This is a genomic window from Bradyrhizobium sacchari, from assembly GCF_002068095.1.
GTDB classification, from domain to species: Bacteria; Pseudomonadota; Alphaproteobacteria; order Rhizobiales; family Xanthobacteraceae; genus Bradyrhizobium; species Bradyrhizobium sacchari.
Genome location: NZ_LWIG01000006.1, coordinates 25,092 through 43,682, shown reverse-complemented (window position 1 = coordinate 43,682; position 18,591 = coordinate 25,092). Strand labels below are relative to the sequence as shown.

Here is an 18,591-nt window from a genome sequence, read left to right as displayed (position 1 = left end):
GGACGGAGGCTTCGGATGGGATTGGACAGCAAAAAGGACGTCTATTTGGACGGCTCATCGGCGGGGTCGGTGAGCCGGCTGGAGATTCTTGAAGGGCCGTCAGGACGTCGTGTGCGGTCGGAAGCTGAGAGAGCGCGGATCGCCGCGGAGAGTCTGTCGCCCGGCGTCCAGGTATCCGAGGTAGCGCGCAAGCACGGAGTGACGCGCTGGCAGGTCTACGATTGGCGACGGCGGCTTCGACAGCGAGGTATGTTGCCGCCGTGCGAGGCGTCTCCACCAACGTTTGCGCCGCTGGTTGTGGAAGATGCGTTGAAGGAGCGTCAGGCTCCGGCGGTCAAGCTTGAGATTGCGATCGGCGATGTCGTGCTGCGGACTGACACAGCCATAGATGCTGACCAGCTATCCCGGGTGATCCGTGCGGTGCGAGCGTCACGATGATCGCGGCCGGTGCTGATCTGAAGATTTACGTTGCCACGCGGCCGATCGACTTCCGCTGTGGCCACGACGGGCTTGCGGCGAAGGTACAGGAGATGCTTCGTCTCGATCCGTTCAGCGGCGCAGCCTTCGTGTTCCGATCGAAACGAGCGGACCGGATCAAGATTTTGGTCTGGGATCGAACGGGTCTGGTGTTGGTGCACAAACGCCTCGAAGGTTGCAAGTTCGTTTGGCCAACGATCGCGGACGGAGTGATGCGCATGTCGCCGGCGATGTTCGCTGCCTTGTTCGAAGGGCTGGATTGGAGATTGGTCCGCCCGGAAGAAGCACGGCGCCCGCAGGTGGCGGGATAACTGCGGCAGAATGACTCGGCAGCTATTTTGATCGTGGCACGGGCGGCGGCGATGTGCTCGAAATAGCGCATGAGCATCGCGACACTGCGCGACGAAAACGAACGCCTAAAGGCGCTTCTGGCGCAAACGCAGGCGGCCTTGAGCGAGCATCAGGGGGCACTGGCGGCATCGGAGGAAGCGCGGCGTCGGCTGGAGGTCATTCTCGGCGAATTGCGACGCGACAAGTTCGGCTCGAAATCCGAGAAGCTACGACCAGATCAGTTCCATTTGCCGCTCGAAGACGTGGAGATCGCGCAAGGCATTCTGGACGCGGCGCAGGAAAGAGCCGAGAAGGTCATCCAGGGTCGATCGCGCAGCGATCCGGACGATCGAGGCTCCCATCGCAATCGCGGCTGTCTGCCTGCCCATTTGCCGCGAGTGGAACGGATCATCGAGCCTGCGAGCACGCTCTGTCCGTGCGGTTGCGGCGCCATGACGAAGATCGGCGAGGACGTCAGCAAGCGACTCGACGTGATCCCGGCGCAATGGCGCGTGCTGGTCACACGCCGCCCGAAATACATCTGTCGCCGCTGCTCGGGCCCTGTCGCGCAGGCGCACGCACCGGAACACGTCGTGCCCGGCGGGCTGCCGACCGAAGCGGCTATCGCTCATGTGATCGTCTCCAAGTTTGGCGACCACACGCCGTTTTATCGTCAGGCCGAGATCTATGCGCGTCAAGGCATTCGGCTTGATCGGGCGACTCTGGGCAACTGGTCCGGCCGCGCCTGCTTCCATCTTCAGCCCATCGCGGACCACATGCGCCGCCACCTGGCCATGGCGGATCGCCTGTTCATGGACGAGACCACGGCACCGGTGCTTGATCCGGGGCGAGGTCAAACGAAGAAAGGCTACTTCTGGGCGATCGCGTCAGACGACCGTGGCCACAGCGGTCCAAGTCCACCGATCGTGTTGTTCCGATATGCCCCCGGTCGCAGCGGCGCCTTCGCGGAGCAGTTCCTGGACGGCTTTGGCGGAAGCTTCCTGCAATGCGATGCCTACGACGGGTATGACCGGCTGACCGAAGTCGTTCGACCGCAAGGGCCTTGGACGCTCGTGCATTGCTGGAGCCATTTGCGCCGGCGCTTTGTGAAATTGGCCCGCAACAGCAAGTCGCCGATCGCCGAGGCCGCCATTCGGCACATCGCGCAGCTTTACGCCATCGAAGCCATGGCGCGCGGTGCATCGCCGGACATCCGGCTGGCCGCGCGCAAGGAGCACTCGCTGCCCATGGTCGCCGCGTTGAAGTCCTGGTTCGAGAAACAGCTGTCGATGATCTCCAGCGGTTCGACGCTCGCCGAGGATATCCGCTATGCGCTCAATCATTGGCAGGGGCTGACCCGCTTCCTCGAAGACGGGCGTCTCGAGCTCGACACCAACCCGGTCGAGAACGCCATCCGGCCGATCTGCTTGACCAGGAAAAACGCGCTCTTCGCCGGACATGAAATCGGGGCGGAAAACTGGGCTTTGCTCGCCTCGATCGTCGCCACCTGCAAACTCAACGACGTAAACCCTGCTGCCTACATCGCCGAAACACTCGAGGCGATCATCGACGGCCATCCCCACAGCAGGATCGATGACCTCATGCCGTGGCGATTCCGCAAAGCGTCAAGCCCGCATCAATAGGGTGACCGCTAAGCGCTTACGAAGCACCTCGTGCTGGCTCAGCCAAAGCTGTTGACCGTCGACAGTTACCTGCCATTGGAGCCCGACGCGCCGCATCTGTTCTTCCAGCTGGTAGCCGGCGCACGAAACCGGCGCCATGCTGATCACGTGGTTCGGCCGTACCCGCTGCCGACGTGCCCGCCAATGTAGCCTCCGGACCAGTTCCACACCGATGGACAAACGAGCGTCGACAGTCGTTATTGCGCGGCGAGCGTCGAAGGCCCGCGGCATATGCGACTTTCATGTCTTTAATTGAAGTTTGCGCGGACCCCTTCCGCTCTGAATGAATCGCGTGATTGCAAGTGCAATGTCTTTTCACCGCGCGAGCTGCCGTGATGACAAGCAACCGGTCATTGCAAGTTCCGTCATGTTAATTTTTGGGAGCGTGAGTACGCGCGAAAGCTAGGGTAGTGCCCGGACCGCTTTAGGACCGACGCGCCTGTCGTCTTGCGGCTTTCGTCGCCTTTCCGCGTCCTTGAGCGCGTAGGGATGGTTCCACCCGAGGGCAAGATCGGATGGACCTCGGCCGAAGAAATCGATCACTAGATAGTTGCTGATCTCCTAACCTAAAACAGATTTCGATACGGGAGTCGCACGGTCGCGACTGGATGGAAGGGATCCTCTCGGCATTGCGCCCGAAAGTAAATCGACGCGCAAAGAGCGAGCCGCAAGCGATCGTCATCAAGTGCGTTTGTGAACAGCACATCTGCAACCCTGACATCAAGCGGCACAATCTGCGTATGCTAAGATAATATCAGGATCAGCGTCCGGCCGTCTCAGCCGCGATTGGGAATTGATCGAGCGTCATCAGATTTCTAAAGTAAATACGAGGTCGGGCACGTCCGCGGAGATCTTGCCTAGAGTAGGCTCGACAGATGTTTTGAACTCCACGTCGGGGCTATACCTCATAAAGCACGTTCGCGACCGTACGCACCGCACTCCGCGCCAAGGTCTGTCGAACAAGGCTGGCGCTCGCAATAATCTTCAAGCTGGACGAGGCAGCCGAAAAAACCTGGTGTCGGTCGATGGCCTCAACGAGTTGCCTCAACCCTACCCGTGTAAATTCGCCGACCAATTAAGTCGTCAGACCGCAGACTCAATCCACTGCCGCCTAGCCCGTTGGGGCATCAACATTCACGGATGGTTCTTTATTCCACGATAAGTCACACGTCGGATCGAAAAACAAGTAATTGCAAGTCAGTTCTTCACCAGGTTGTACGTCACGCGCGGTTAAAATTCGGCAATGATCGTCTTGATATGTGTTTGGCTGACTGCTGTGGTTCATGAAGCGGGCGTTGTCAGCATTGTACTCGATCACGCCATCGCTAACCCTGTAGTCTCTTGGATAGGCATGCTTATCAAGTAGCGCTTGAAATGTTGGAGCTAGAGTTTCGTACTGCTCAGGCGTCACCGCGATATCAACGATCGGATTGTGAATCCAAATCAGCGAACCTTTAGGCAAAAATGCAGCGGAGAAAAGTCCAATACCGCCAAACTGGTCTGGCTTCAAAATAGTTTCGACAATCAACACCGAGGAGGTCTCCCCTTACACCCAACAAGTTAACGGACCTGAGCCCCAAAATCTCCTGCACAAATCGGTAGGGTCGTCTAATCGCGCCTCCGTCCCAAATTGGAAGTTTTTGGCATTCGTTGCGGCAGCGGCTGCTGCGGATCGCCTTTAGCGGTACCGCCATCTTGGCGGTGCTGGAAGGAGGCTGCAAGTCAGTGGGATTCGGAGCAAAGATCCGCGTCGATCAAGGCGGCGAGTTCATGTCGCACGATCGTGACCTGTAAGCCTACCGGCGAGGCGATACGCTTACTTCCCGCGGTCCGGCAAGCCGCCGAGAACGGTTTCATCGAGACGTTCAAGAACCGCTTTCGCGCCGAATGCCTCAATGGCCACTGGTTCCTGTCCCTTGCGATGCCCAGGACAGAACGGGAGACATGGGCACATCGTTAGCGAAGGGCCACCCCGTGGGCGATCGGTAGTCGAACGCTGGTGTTGCCGCACAATCACGTCGGCGCAACCAGCGCGCCATCGTGATCTCGGGACAGAGCTCTAGTCTTGGGTGGTCTAAAGTTCGGTCTCACTGAAGGTCCCGAGATGCAACCGCCGCTGGATGAAAGTTCGGTGGCAGGTCAGGTGTAGGATAATTTCTCGGGCGTATCCACCGTACTGGCGGCACGTGAGCGATCTGGCGCTGGTGGCGTGCTCCTAGACTCCTGGTCATCTCCCGCGCTTCCGCTGCGACGCCGTCCTGTGAGGACGCCAAATCTGCACTAAGCGTTTGGCCGGATGCTTCCCCCTGTCTCGGGACAGAGGCCCCAATCAATGGCAATGCTGTAAAACGCAACGGCAATAACACCGTGGGTGTTCTTCGCAGCTTTGGCGTTCGCAAAGATCAAAGGGCGATGGCTGTGCGGCTCAACGTGGAGCCGCACAGCGATGATGCGCGCAAGTTAATCGGGCCGGGTTGCGCTCACCGCCTCCCAAGAACCGCGCCAGGCTCGCAAGACTCGCTGGAGCAAGCTCTGCTACATTCACAAGTCCAATACCGGACCTATGTGGACGGGTTCCTAGTTCCTAGCGTGGGGATTGTCTCTCGGCATCTACATGACTTGGGTGATGGATGAGCCGAACGTCATTGGGACCTCCCTGCCCCAAGAGGGCGGTGTAACGCTCGCCGCGAATGTCGTAGTTTATTTCCGGCTGCGCCTCGTTGGGCACGTGGCCCCAGCGGCGGAGCTTCGAGAGCATCGTCTCCGGGGCTGGTTGGGTGCCGTGCAAAAAATCCTCGGGAACGGCGAATGATGCAGCATAGGTCTCGCGGGGCGCGGGGAACGTCCTCTCAGCCCTGGAGGACGACGGAGCGCCTTGCTCCATCGACCGTCCAAGCCGCGATGATGAGGCTCGATTCGCTGGCTGCGCGCCGGGCTGCGGAATGTTTTCCGGTCGAGATCCCATAGGAATGGTAGCGCCTGGCGGATTGAGTGGGGTGCTTCGCCTCATCGCCGCCGCGGGCACAAACAGTGCCGTGTAACGGTCATTGTGAACGATAAAACTGTTGGGTCGGCTGTCCTGGCTCGGCGGGACGTCGCTCTGGTCAAGCGCAGCGGACGCGTGCTGGGCGCCCTGCCGGAATTTGATGGGAAGAACGGCCGATTCTGAATTCAGAGCTTGGTGATGACCCTCGGTTGGCTCGAGAGACGGCGATGGGCCGGCGTTTCCCACCATCGCCCACAGCAGATCCTGATCGTAGCCTTCGGCAGAAAGGACGAACTGATCGCTGGCCTGAAACGGTGCGCCGGCGTCTGCCATCAGTTCGCGAGCGACTGAACTGCCGGGCTCGCTCTCCGTGCGCCCGATCGCGTCCCCTCCCGTATGGCTTAGTGCTCTTTGCCTCTTCGCAGGCCTCAACTGCCCCGTGTAATCCTCACCGATGAGGGGATCGTGACCTGAAAGGGGAGCGCTCCCGATTAGCGCGTTCGGAGCCGGCAGGTAGTCGGCGCTCCAGTTGAACTGACGAACTGCTTCTTCGGGATCCGATCTCTGGTGATCGCGCGCGGTTGGGGGGCGAGATGATGCTAGCATAGCTTCGCCCATCATCCCTCGCCGCGGATCCTGATTGTGACCTTCCGCAGGCAGCTCGTTCGGCCAACTAAAAGCTTCCCGCGACGCGCTATGCTGCGCAGCGACGTTCCCGACGCCTCTGGTGACTGCGTCTTCGGGACGAGGACCGCGGGCCCCCTCGTGCCCAAGTTCCAAAGCCTCAATGAGGCTACGCTCTTCCTCAGACAGATGAGGATAGTAGCGATCTGAAGAAGCAGGAATCTCTGAAACGGCAGGGGCATCAAGCTGCGGCACTTCATCCAAGTACGGCTCAAACTCCGCTTGCTGCTGTTGCGGTACCGCGGGGTGGTCACGGTCGAATGGGTTGATGCTGTTAAATGGGTCCATGTTCACTCCCGAGGTTTGAGTCGGTTCGCAATGCCGAGCCGCTAGTATCACTCTCTCTCCCTCTATTAGGATCAGCTGTCGACAAGCTGACGGTTAGAGACTTACCGGATTGCGATCTCAGACTAGTCATTTCGCCCCTCTTAGCCGCGACTTGTGACGGAGCCGACAGGCGGCATGGCTTTGTGTGTTCGGGACGAGCTCAATGGCGTCGGCACTCTGACGCCGCGACAATCCCGGCAATCGATTGGGGCTCTTCAGTCAACTCGCGCTTTCGACGCCGCCTTGATCAGCTTGCACCATCGATCTTACAGCTTGTGGCGACAACGGTTCCTTGGCTCGCATACTCGTGTGCCGCACCGCGGCGGATTCTCTCGATCGGATTGTAGTTCTCAGCTGGCTCTGGTGCCCGCTAGGAAAGTCATAGAAAGCCAATAGGCTCTAGATTGGCGATCCTTGTCCGGTAATCAACGTCACGCACATATTGGTGGATCCTCGGCAAAGATAATCGAGTGCATACCCCGCGACCGCCCGGCGGGGCGCCATTGAGATCCTGCATGGCCTTCTTCTTGCCGCTCGAACCAGCTCCGGATCTCTTGGAGAGCGCTGACGATATTGTTCTGCCGGCGCTCGTATTCGCCCTGCGACAGGTCGTTCAGGCCCGAAATCACAAAGGCGAAAGCTTCGGCGCATCCTTTGCAGCAGGGCCGAGAGCGCCTCCTGGAATCGCCTGTCGACACACCGTGCAGCTAAGAGGTGGGCAACAAGGGATCTAGGCTCCTGGTCCGTCGGGCTCGGACTGGCGAAATCACCTATGTGAAGCTGATACAACCGGCAGGCTGCTCGCGCATCGGTCCTCACCTTGTGCCTAGCAGCCTCGATCGGGCCAATATCCGTTGCGGTGTTGCGCGCCGGGCCATAGCCGTGCCGCACGGCCGGCGCAACCATCCGGCGCGGCTTCGGCTTGCCGGGATCTCCGGAACGCATCGGTTTCGCCTCGATGGCCCTGGCGAACAGATCACGCGTTCTGTTGGGGAGAATTTGTACGAAATGCATGATCAACCGCAGACGACTGGGCGAAGGGCAGGATGTTGATCGTCTCTTAGGTGATTATGTGAATCAAGCTCACGAGTCCTGGCATGTCGATTGCTAGGAAGCGCCTGCTACATCACGCCACTGGACCAGATGCGAAGGCCGAGACAGATCTGCCGTCCAAACCAATTCTCTAGCATAGAAGCGGCGCTGTTAACTGCGGCTCCGCCAACGGGGCCAGGTCATGCCGATCGACACATCCAAAATCTTCGCCTCCATTCGCATTAACAAGAAGGAAGCGCAGGAGCGCCAGACCGCGGCGCTATGCGAATGGCCTGATTGCCAGAACAAGGCTACCCATCCCGCGCCAAAGGGCCGCGGCAATGCGCGCGAATATTGGCACTTCTGCATCGACCATGTTCGCGAATACAATCAGTCCTACAACTTCTTCTCGGGGATGGACGCGGAAGCGGTCGCGCGCTACCAGCAGGACGCGCTGATCGGCCATCGTCCAACCTGGAAGATGGGCGAGAACATCAGCGCTCGCACAATGACCGGCAGCGCGGCCGATTCCAAGGACGCCTGCGATGCCTTTTGCATGCTCGCCGAGCTGAGCGGACGCGCCAGTGCTCGCCCGCGCGCGGAGACCAAGCCTGAGGCGCGCAAGATTTTCAATGCCGAGCGGAAGGCGTTGCAGGTGATGGGCCTGAGTGTCGATGCGACGCTCGGAGATATCAAGGCGAGGTACAAGGCGATGGTCAAACAGCACCATCCCGATGCCAATGGGGGCGATCGTTCTACGGAGGGGCGCCTGGTCGAGATCATCAAGGCCTATCATTACTTGAAGACCGTGGTGCGCGAGAGCTAGCCCGCACACGACTTGAACGGCTTGTCTCCACCAGCCGCTACGTAGCCTTTCACCGTGTGAAGGCTGCATCCGAGCTGGCGTGTAATCCGCTTCAGACCGCCTCACTATTACGCCCGCGGGCGCAACATCTCTGCCACGTCACCCGGGGTCTTTATCAACTGCCCCCGGATCAATCCATGACGAGCCTTCCGTGATTCTTTCCTCTTTCATTCGCTATCTCCTCGGCTCTCGAAGGGGGGCAAGTCCTTATGACGCCGATGGGGCAGTTCGCAAGGCGCGCCACAGCGAGACGCCGAAAGCGCCGCTCCACGACTGCTCAAAGACCCCGATAGACTAAACTCCTGCTCCGCTGCTCGATTCAAGATGGGAAGACTAGTGTTGGATTTTGGTCGCGCCTTAGGACCGCACTCACAGGCAGTGCCCATCCGCGTTCCGCGTCAATCCAGGTGAGGCAACCGGCCTTAAATCACGCTCTTGATTTATATCAATTCGATGTCGTGCCTGAGACGATGTCGCATGTCTGACTTATGTCACATCGGCTCAAACATCTCAGAGGAGACCGCTTTTCTCTGGGTGCATCTCTTAAGGGGCCAATTTGCCGATCGGAATGTGGCGCGAGAATTGCTGTGCCCATCATCGTGGTTCTTGGAAAGGAGGATCGCATACACGCTGTCGTGCTCGCCAAGTAGATTTGCGAATGTCAGCGAGTGGCGGCCCAACATGCGCAAGCGCCTGAGGGGGCTGCTCCGGTCCGTAACCCGAGGTGTGCCGAGCTGTGCGAAGAGTTACGTGCCATGCTCATTTCTTTACGTCGGCGCTCCAGATGCGGGTATTTTCTTACGAGAAGTGCTGACCTTGGCAGCCGCAACCGTTGCATCATTTGCCAACCATTGTTTCGAGAGTCTGGATCCGCTCGCGACGATTTAGCACTCCCGGCAACGAACAAAGTCAGCTCCGCCTCGGCTCAACCTGCCGGCGCGTCGGGGTTTGCTCCACCTTTCACCTCGGTGCGCGCTGGACCGGGTCAAACATTCCGGGCCCGGCCTTTCCTTCGCGCGCGAGCGTTCACCTGCAACAAGCGGAGCCAACATCTGGGTACGCAAAAGGAAATAGAAATGTATGACCAATCGAAGGGTGAAATGCCAATCTCTCCAAACGGACGGAAAGGCGGCGGTCCCGACCTATTCAGCTTCGTCCAATGCGCGACGCAGACCAAATCAATCAAAGCGCTGTTCGAGCTTCTTGTGAATTACGCGAGCAATGAAGGGTTTGATAAAGTCGCCTACGGAGCACTCACCTGCCCGAATGAGCGTCGCCTGCCGGCGTATCTGCCGCCCCCGCCAACTATAAACTTTCCCTCTGATTGGTGCCAACGCTATGCTGAGCAAGCGTACAGAGCGATCGACCCGGTGGTCCGGCGGACAGCAACGCTGCTAAGGCCCTTTCTGTGGGATGAACTAACCCGTCGATATCAACTACAGCCCCGTGAGCTGCGCGTCTTAGACGAGGCCAGAGAAGCAGGTCTTAAGCATGGCATGAGCGTGCCATTGTTTGGATCGCAAGGTCGATTGGCTTTCGTATCATTTGCCTCTCCCTTCGATGATGCCGACCCACAGGCTCGCATGGCTCATCTCACGACGTTGGCGTCGGCGTTTCACAACGCTGTGGCGCAGATTACACCGCCCCCTGATGAAGCTTGCGAGACAGACATTCCGCTAACAGGGCGAGAAACAGAGTGCCTATACTGGGTCGCAGAGGGAAAGTCAGCCTGGGTGATCGGGCGGCTTGTTAACGTCAGCGACAACACCGTCAATTTTCACATGAAGAACGTCATCCGAAAGCTGGGGGCGGCGAACCGGATAAATGCTGTCGCCATAGCAATCCGACGCCGCCTCATTTAACAGCGTTCGCGTTTAAAGGAACGATCGGAGACGCCGACCTTGGGCCGGCTCTTCTGTTACCATTCATCTGCTGCGAATCGGGACACCGATCTCAAGTCGCTTCAACGGTGGACTTCAACGGAAGCGGCTCAACCAGATAACTGCGCGGGGAAGCGCATGAGGGGCGCGTATGTAGTGTCCTCCAGCAGTGCGCAGTGTGGATTTGGGCCGCCGTCGTTGCATGCGAGTCTCGTTGCATAAGACCGCCGACGAGCTCAATCCGCTCTCAGACCTTGAATTTCTTACCACGGACGATGCACGCCCTGCGTGCTAATCGCATGCCTTGTCGCTTCAATCACAAGATGCTGGCGGGATTGATGCGAAAATTCCATCCTTTTCAGATCGAGGATGTCGATTTGATTGCCGAGAATCGCGATGAAATTGGTTCTTGCGAGTTATTGTTGCTAAAACAGGCTGCTCAAACGAGATGGACGGGTTGAAGGGAGACACCGACATCATCATCATTCTCGCCACCAACCGTCCCTTGGTGCTCGAGGCTGCGCTGGCTGTCCCTCGCGGCCGTATCGATCACGGCAATAGAGGTGCCGCTGCCCGATACGACCGGCCGCGGCAAGCTGGTTCGAACCTATGGCAACGGCTTGCCGCCGGACGAAGCCATGGTCACTGACGCCGTGCGCCTCACGCCGCCGGACGGCGCCGCTTTTATCGAGGACTTGATGCTTCGCATTGCGGAATTGTGGCTTGCCAGCCACGGCGGCAATTGTTGCGCGATTTCCAGCAACCTGAAGCTATCTGCTCGTGCTGCGAGGTCAATCGCTCGATGAGCTTTGTGGTAAAGATTCTCCCGACATCCATCTTGCGCATGTTGATCTGGCCGAGGTGAGCAGGCCAAGGCGACATTGCCGCGGCGCCCGCTGACGGACAACACAGTCTTTATCTTGATTCGTCGCTTAAACTCCTCCGACCGCTCAATGGTGTGGTACCAGGTATGAGATGTCCCGGTACCAACGTGCCGCTGCGGTGTTCTGCAGCGTTGTAATGGTGCTACCATCGGAACAGAGGCAGCGGGAACACGAATTGCGTGCCCGGCGACAGGGGCAATGAGCCGGGAGTTCGAGTTGGGAGCTGGCCGCCCCCGCTGCTCGCTGCGTTGTGCCAAGAGCGCGAATTCGCACTCGTCGTGTCGCCGCAGCTCAGATGCCGATGAGACGAGTGATTGGAGCTGGCATCCACCGAAGCTTCGGAGAGGTGTTGTTTGGGGCGGCGGAAGGCTCCGCCGAGCACTGATATGACGCGGAGTGCGCTAGAGAGCTGGCAAGACCCCGCTGGCCAACGATGAGGTGGTGCTCGAGGTGACAGGCAACAGTATGGCGGTCTCGCCCGTGCGGACGCTTTTCGCGGTGCGTGTGATTATCGCAAGTCCGCTTCAAAGCGAAGCGACTCGCGCGGCTCTCGACAAAAACGACAAGATCGTCCCGGTCGCGACGACAAATTTGGAGGAGGAAGGCAACCTTCCCAGATCCGGATGCGTGAGAGCCCAGAAGCAACATCGCGAATACGTTGCCACCTTCGGGCAGGATAAGCCGAAGAGCAGGCACAATAGTGCCCGGTCTTCGATCTTCTGCCGATTTGCGACAGCAACCAGGACAAGAGACTCGTTCCCCACGCACACGGGGCAGACCGTCTAACAGGCAGCGGGCTTCAGGCAGCCGAACGCGGCGACAAGCTCGCAACCTCTTTGGCGCAACACCGATCTTACGGCCTGTTTAACCCCCCACCTCAACGATTTTTGACTGCCAGGCTTAGTGTCAATTTGTTTGGCAACGTCCTTCCACGATCGACTTCAAAGTTTCGTGCCAATTGCGAGCGTGCAGCAAGGCTCGACATTGATGGATTGTCTGAGCGGGCGGACACAGACTCTGAGCTCCGCGCACCCATGGCCGGCGGTCCTTCGGGATGGTGTAGGATCTTGGCTACTCGCAGAAGTCGCCGAAACTACCGCGGACTGGCGAAGTCCTTCATCGGAATCTCGCCACAGCGAAGCTGGCCCGTCGGTCATGCCCTCGGGTCACAGTGCACCTCCCAATCTTTAGTTCTCTACTTGTTTATTCCCGCGCGCGATGAGGCTTGATGAGCGAATTGCGACAAGTTTGTCGCCCTCCAGCTGTTCGCTTTCTTCATCAGCACTCTCATCTCGCATCTGCTTTTGCGCGACATCAAAGCGTGTAGATCAGCTCATGGCTAGATGAGCAAAACGCGGACCAACTTCAGCAGCGGTACTTGCTTCATGGCGCTCACGCAGAGATTAGAGTTTCGGCAGTCGCAGTCGTTAGTGATGTCGCCGCAGCTGATGCAGGCGATCAAGCTGCTGCAGCTATCCAATTTGGATCTCACGACCTTCGTGGAAGAGGAACTCGAGCGGAATCCCCTGCTGGAGCGGGCCAATGACGGGGCCGCCGGCGATGAAGCCCCGATTGAAGTCAATCAGGTCAGCGCCGAACAGTTGGCCGACGCCCAAGCGCACAACGCCCAGGATGGCCCCCTGACCACCTACACCGAATGGGGCGGCGGCGCTTCCGGCGAGGAAGACCACAATCTGGAAGCATTTGTCGCAGCCGAGATGACGCTGTCGGACCATCTGGCCGAGCAGCTCTCGGTCGCCTTCACCGCGCCGGCGCAGCGCATGATCGGCCAGTACCTGATCGACCTTGTCGACGAGGCCGGCTATCTGCCGCCGGATCTCGGCCAGGCCGCCGAGCGTCTTGGCGCATCGCAGAAGGACGTCGAGGACGTCCTTGCCGTGCTGCAAAAATTCGACCCGCCCGGCGTCTGCGCGCGCAACTTGAGCGAATGCCTGGCGATCCAGCTCCGCGAGCTCGACCGCTACGATCCCGCGATGCAGGCCCTGGTCGAGCATCTCGATCTGCTGGCCAAGCGCGACATCGCGAGCTTGCGCAAGCTCTGCGGCGTCGACGACGAGGACATCGCCGACATGATCGGCGAGATCCGCCGCCTCAATCCCAAGCCCGGCATGAAGTTCGGCTCGGCCCGTTTGCAGACCATGGTGCCCGACGTCTATGTCCGTTCGGGTCCCGATGGCGACTGGCATGTCGAACTCAACAGCGACACCTTGCCGCGGGTACTGGTCAACCAGACCTACTATTCCGAGCTGTCGAAGAAGATCGGCAAGGACGGCGACAAGTCCTATTTCACCAACGCGCTGCAGAATGCGACCTGGCTGGTGCGCGCGCTGGATCAGCGCGCCCGCACCATCCTGAAAGTTGCGACCGAGATCGTGCGCCAGCAGGACGGCTTCTTCACCCATGGCGTCGCTCATCTGCGGCCGCTGAATCTGAAGGCGGTCGCCGACGCCATCCAGATGCATGAATCCACGGTGTCGCGCGTTACCGCCAACAAGTACATGGCGACAAATCGCGGCACATTCGAATTGAAATATTTCTTCACGGCGTCAATCGCCTCGGCCGACGGCGGCGAGGCGCACTCGGCCGAAGCGGTGCGTCATCACATCAAGCAGCTGATCGATGCGGAAGAACCCTCGGCGATCCTGTCGGATGATACCATCGTGGAACGCCTGCGCGCCTTGGGCATTGATATTGCCCGCCGCACGGTCGCCAAGTACCGCGAAGCCATGCGCATTCCCTCCTCGGTGCAACGCCGCCGCGACAAGCAGTGGTCAACGATCAACAGTCGAGCATCGGGCGGAACTGGCCTCCGTGAAGAAAATCCCAGCCTCGATTTGGAATCCAGAATCGACGCTTTGTATTTACCTGAAAGCGGGCCTTTAGAGCGAGATTTGGAGATTGATAATTGACCGAAGCCGCTGGCGCGGCATTTGGTAGCAAAGGCCGACGCCGTCTGAGAGGATCTAACGTTCTCAGAGCCGACCTCTTCAGACAGGAGGGTCTCTGATGACCCAGCTGAGCCCTCTCCGCCGCCGCATGATCGAGGACACGGCGGTCGCAATTTGTCGCGGGGGACGCAGCCGATGGTATCTCAGCGCAGTATCGAAGTTTGGCCGATATTGCGGCCGACCGCCCGCTCGGAGGATGTTCATGCGTTCCAGGCTCAGTTGGTGGTGACGGGGATCTCTTGCCGGCCCTCAAGCAGATCATCTGTGCGTTGGGCTTTTTCGACGGCATTACGCTCGGCCACAGCGGATTGCCCAGCGGATCGCTTATGCGCGCGAGCTGCCGGTCACAAAGTTGAAGCGCGAATCATTACCATGACCAAAATATCTGGCACTAAATGTTGTAAAAGCTACACTAGAGGACCACATTTGGGAAATGAACAGGTTGTGGGGGCACAGCTGTAAGCCGCGGCCAACATCACTAGGCGGAGATCCGGCGGGACGCCAGCGTTGCACCAAAGGAGGACTGCTCAGGACTAGCGAGCTCATGGCGGCTTCAAGACAATCGACGAGGCTTCGGCAGGCACGACACCATGACCCTCGGCTGAGGATGGATGAATCTGCCGAATTACACGTCTTCTGAAGAGGCGCGTCCGAACTCGGCGACGGTCCAACGTAGTGACCGGGTCGGCGGCCAACGCCATCGCTCATAGCGTCTTGAGATACTCGACAAGCGCTCGCCGCTCGGCGTCGGTCAATTCTGGTCCGATGACGCCAGGCGGCAGTTTCCTTAAGTCGGTTTCCTTGCCCTCAAACGAATGCCCGCGATTGCTGTTCCCAAGCAGCGACACATCGAAGTTCGTGAGGCCGGCCGCACAGCTGTCGGTCACCTGTGCTTTCGTGACAAGCCCAACATTGACGGGATCGAACGCACGGCTGCCGACGCAAAACGACGTCGGCCGTTGGGCCTGCGGCACCAACATGTGTCTCAGGGTCGGAACGGACCCGTTGTGCAGATAAGGAGCTGTTGCCCAAACACCATCCAATGGGCGCGCCCGGTACTGAGGTTGAAGGGCGAGAACAACCTCGTCCTTGCCGTTGCGGCTCGCACGCGCCTCGACGTAGACCCGCTGGTTTTGGCAGTTCTTCCTCGGCCCCCACATCTGCCGCTTTGTTTCTTCAGAAGTGCCGTTCGTAATGGTCCATTGGTCGATCGTCTTGCCGACCACGTCCATGAGCGCGAGTACAAAAAGAGGATCTGTCCCTTTATCGACGGGAAGGCCGCAACCTCCGGCTTTGTTGAGGTCATCGGCAGGATTTAATGCGAGTGACTCGGGTAGGTGGACGCGCCGTGTCGTAAGGACGTCCGATTGTTGGCGGTCGGTGCCGATCGCCGAGACCGGCATCTGGACCACATTGAAATAATGGCGTCCGCCGATCTCCACCCAGTTCTTCTCGTTCTTGGCCGAACGATCGGGGTTCTCTGGGCGCCAGAACGAATCCTCCGGCCACTTTTTGTCGAAGGCATCATCGTTGACCGGGCCTCGGTGGCATTCAAAGCAGTGAGCGCGATAAAGATCGCGACCTTGTTCGACGAGCCTTTCATCAATCGCCCAGGCCGAGTCACCGCGGAATTTCTCCGCTGCGTCCTTCCATCGGGGCGCTACCAGCCCTGTGAATTTTCTGCCGGCTGCATCTCCCGTCGAAAAGGGATCGGCGCCGCGAAGAAGCTCTTCGAACCGCGCAATTTCGGAGAGATGTATCGACGAGGCAAAAAGCGGCCGTCCGGGAGCGGCCGCTGTCATGTTGATTTTCGCGCTAACACCAAGCGCCTCGCCTGAATTGCGAACGAGTTCGTTCAGAACAGAGGCGTCATACTGCGCCCAAAGGAAATACGGCGTGTCCCAGATCGGCGGAAAGCTCACGGGCGCATCGTGGCGCGCGAAGTTGCCCTTGAGGAGTGGGTCCCTAAGTTTGCCGGTCACGGGATCCAGTAGGTTGGTATAGAAAACCTGGTTGCCAATTCGGTTCAGCGCATCAAGTCGACCGAATCCTTCATCGAGATCCGCCACCCCCTGGCCCGTCAAAAGTCTGTCGGTCTCTGCCTTTTGATTCTTGATTTTTTGAAGTGCTAGCTCAAGTTCGCTTCGCAGCTGCTTTCGATCGACGTTCTGCCCCTTAATCTGCTCCAGCTTGCTGGCAAAACGCTCAAAACGCCATGGCAAAATCAGCGTGTAGCCGATCGACAGCCCGATGGCTCTTTCAACCTCGCCAAGATTGACCATCGCCGGACCGCCGTCGAACCGTATGCTGACATTCTTGTATTCGAGATGCCCCGTATGACAAGCGGCGCAGGTTAGTCCGATCTGATCATCATAAGGAGCGCCGGTCGTCGGATCTACACCGCCCTTGAGGATGGCAAAGCCGACCGGCAAAGCATTCGGATTCTCGGGTGCGCTTGGACTCCAATCGGGCTTCGCTGTGTCCCCATTCGGCGCATCCTCGTGATAACCGTATACGGGCGCATTACCGGCGAAGTCCTTTGAGCCTGGGCTCGGAATGAAGCCGAGGCGGCGCAGGTAGTTCTCGTCCGTCAATTTCGTGTAAGAGAACGACAGCTCCGGGCGTTCCAGGGCCAAAAACCACTGATAGGGGACAGGAATGGTCGCGGTCCCCTGCGATGTGTGGTGAAACCAGTAACGCTGGCGGGAGGTCCAATTTTGCGGCAGCCAATAGGCGCTTTCGATTTTTGATGACTCCGGCAGGGTCGCAGGCAGCAATTGAGCGACCAGATTGGCGTCGTTCTTGATTTTGAGAGCTGCATCGCGAACCCTCTCTGGGGCGAAATACACCACGCCGGCCGCCGCGATCACAACAACGACGATTGCCAATAGCAGGCTGGTGATATGAGGCCAGCGCAGCGCGGAGGAATAAATACGAGAGCTAAAAGAAGGTCTTCCCATAGCAAGCACTCCATAAATCTTTTCGCGCGTCCCAGCCGAGTCCGGCGGGGCCGCCGGAAACAGCGACGGCGTCTGCTACTTGTTCAGCAATTGGCTATTGATGAAGGCGACCACGTCGGCGGTCTCGGCTGCCGCGCGCCGGGTTATCGTCGCCGCTGCTGGGCCGCCGTGCAAGAACGACGGGAACCAACCGAAGTTGCGAACATTCCAATCTTCTTTCGGCCAGACAGCGCGGTTCACGCCAACCGCTGCGAAGTTTGGAATTTTCCTGGCGAGTGGCTGCGCGGTCTCGGTGTGACAGCTCACGCAATCGGTATTGAAGAAGTGGCTCTTCTTCGGATCTGCAATGGTATTGACGATCTCGATGATGCGGCTGTTGGACACATGCCCATCGATGAACTCGGCGGTTGAAACACCCTTGCGATCAGCCGCCGGCAAGGGCGGATTTTGCAACGCAGCGTGGCGACAGCTGATCGGATGTTGATTGTTCGTAGCCGGTTGCGGGACGACGTGTTTTCCGCCGATGATGCTGAACATCTGTGCTGCGTGCATACCATCAAGTGTCGGGCCGGGCACGGGTATCAAGCCGGCCTGCGGGACCCTTAACATCGACACGAAAATCCAGGGCTCGGGTGGTGCGATGCCCATCACTGCCATGGTGTTAAGGCGCTGCGGCGAGAGATGCTTCTCAAGCAAGGTCTTCAGCGCATCGCGAAACGCCTTCGCTGATGCCCCGACAAGACCCGGATGCACGTTCAAATCACCGGCAGTCGAGACCTTGACCTTACCAAAATCTCCGGCTGCGAGCTGATCGCGTAAGGTCGCGACGTCACGAACGATCGCCTTGAAGGCTTCGTCGTCCGGTTTGAATCGCGGGAACGGCGCGCAACCGCCCAGAGGCGGATCCGCGTCGAGAGTGAAGCTGAAGATAAGGTGGCCTGCGGTGTCGTGAACCTTGAAGCCGCCCGGCCCATTGGTCACCGGCTGAATGATGAGGCGGATTTGCGGTTGCCGGCCAAACTGGGCGATGACATCCGGCGACAACCCCGGCGCGCCCGGATCGATACGGATGCCGGCTACAAACCAGGCCTCGATCTTTTTCAAGGCATCCGGCAACTGAATGTGACCTACACCCGAGTCCGGCACGCCCGGACGCTCCGGATTTTCGGCGTTGGCGATGAATCGCGCGAAGTCCGCGTCGGAAAACAGCCGCTGCGGCGATCCCGTGGGGCCGGCGAGATCGGACACCGCGATCAGATTGGCGAGGTCGCCTTCCGACTTTGGCGGAGGAAAGAGAACGGACACATCATTGGGCGCAAGCGGCTTTGACGCAGCTTGCGCCAGAGCCGTTCCTCCATTCAAAGCCGCGGCGAACATGACCCCCGCCGCAAACAGTCTTGCAAGCCGCCGACGAACGATCGATCGGTGCATCTCACCACCCGCCACCATTGGCAATCCCCCTGTAAGATCAAAAGTTCAAAAATCAGCTGTCGAAAGCGGCGATCTCGCCACTAC

Annotated in this window: 12 protein-coding genes; 8 read left to right on the top strand and 4 right to left on the bottom strand. The window is 59.1% G+C overall.

Features of this window, described 5'->3' with window-relative positions:
* The 3 genes from tnpA to tnpC form a co-directional block, all read left to right on the top strand.
* The coding region (gene tnpA / locus A5906_RS06425) for an IS66-like element accessory protein TnpA (protein ID WP_245326617.1) at window positions 1-438 on the top strand (438 nt) is incomplete at its 5' end.
* Window positions 435-788: an IS66 family insertion sequence element accessory protein TnpB gene (gene tnpB, locus A5906_RS06420; RefSeq protein ID WP_080134255.1), complete on the top strand. Its 354-nt coding sequence runs from the start codon at window positions 435-437 to the stop codon at window positions 786-788. The genes tnpA and tnpB, both read left to right, overlap by 4 nt.
* Before the next feature lie 69 nt (window positions 789-857).
* Window positions 858-2,450 (top strand): IS66 family transposase, encoded by a 1,593-nt coding sequence (tnpC, locus tag A5906_RS06415; RefSeq protein ID WP_136615016.1) that lies wholly within the window; start codon window positions 858-860, stop codon window positions 2,448-2,450.
* Window positions 2,451-3,600: 1,150 nt separating this feature from the next.
* Here the strand turns inward: tnpC and A5906_RS06405 are convergent.
* Window positions 3,601-4,020, bottom strand: a complete 420-nt coding sequence (locus A5906_RS06405; protein ID WP_080134414.1) for an SET domain-containing protein — start codon at window positions 4,018-4,020, stop codon at window positions 3,601-3,603.
* A 252-nt stretch (window positions 4,021-4,272) separates the two neighbouring features.
* Here A5906_RS06405 and A5906_RS42465 point away from each other — a divergent pair, with 252 nt between their 5' ends.
* The gene (locus A5906_RS42465; protein WP_161495371.1) at window positions 4,273-4,449 is read left to right on the top strand and encodes an integrase core domain-containing protein; all 177 of its coding nucleotides are present in this window, start codon (window positions 4,273-4,275) and stop codon (window positions 4,447-4,449) included.
* A gap of 624 nt (window positions 4,450-5,073) precedes the next feature.
* Here the strand turns inward: A5906_RS42465 and A5906_RS06400 are convergent.
* Window positions 5,074-6,447 (bottom strand): hypothetical protein, encoded by a 1,374-nt coding sequence (locus tag A5906_RS06400; RefSeq protein ID WP_080134413.1) that lies wholly within the window; start codon window positions 6,445-6,447, stop codon window positions 5,074-5,076.
* A gap of 1,273 nt (window positions 6,448-7,720) precedes the next feature.
* Between A5906_RS06400 and A5906_RS06395 the strand changes: the two genes are divergently transcribed.
* From A5906_RS06395 to rpoN, 4 genes are all read left to right on the top strand, one after another.
* Window positions 7,721-8,344 (top strand): J domain-containing protein, encoded by a 624-nt coding sequence (locus A5906_RS06395; protein ID WP_080134412.1) that lies wholly within the window; start codon window positions 7,721-7,723, stop codon window positions 8,342-8,344.
* A 1,115-nt stretch (window positions 8,345-9,459) separates the two neighbouring features.
* Window positions 9,460-10,245 carry a helix-turn-helix transcriptional regulator gene (locus A5906_RS06390; protein ID WP_245326616.1) on the top strand — a complete coding sequence of 262 codons (786 nt, stop codon included), beginning with the start codon at window positions 9,460-9,462 and terminating at the stop codon, window positions 10,243-10,245.
* A gap of 581 nt (window positions 10,246-10,826) precedes the next feature.
* Window positions 10,827-11,069: a hypothetical protein gene (locus A5906_RS06385; protein WP_080134411.1), complete on the top strand. Its 243-nt coding sequence runs from the start codon at window positions 10,827-10,829 to the stop codon at window positions 11,067-11,069.
* A gap of 1,463 nt (window positions 11,070-12,532) precedes the next feature.
* Window positions 12,533-14,077 carry an RNA polymerase factor sigma-54 gene (gene rpoN, locus A5906_RS06375; RefSeq protein ID WP_430642357.1) on the top strand — a complete coding sequence of 515 codons (1,545 nt, stop codon included), beginning with the start codon at window positions 12,533-12,535 and terminating at the stop codon, window positions 14,075-14,077.
* Window positions 14,078-14,820: 743 nt separating this feature from the next.
* Here the strand turns inward: rpoN and A5906_RS42355 are convergent.
* Window positions 14,821-17,076 (bottom strand): di-heme-cytochrome C peroxidase, encoded by a 2,256-nt coding sequence (locus tag A5906_RS42355; protein ID WP_245326615.1) that lies wholly within the window; start codon window positions 17,074-17,076, stop codon window positions 14,821-14,823.
* Window positions 17,077-17,151: 75 nt separating this feature from the next.
* Window positions 17,152-18,525, bottom strand: a complete 1,374-nt coding sequence (locus A5906_RS06360) for a hypothetical protein (protein WP_245326614.1) — start codon at window positions 18,523-18,525, stop codon at window positions 17,152-17,154.
* Window positions 18,526-18,591 lie beyond the last annotated feature (66 nt).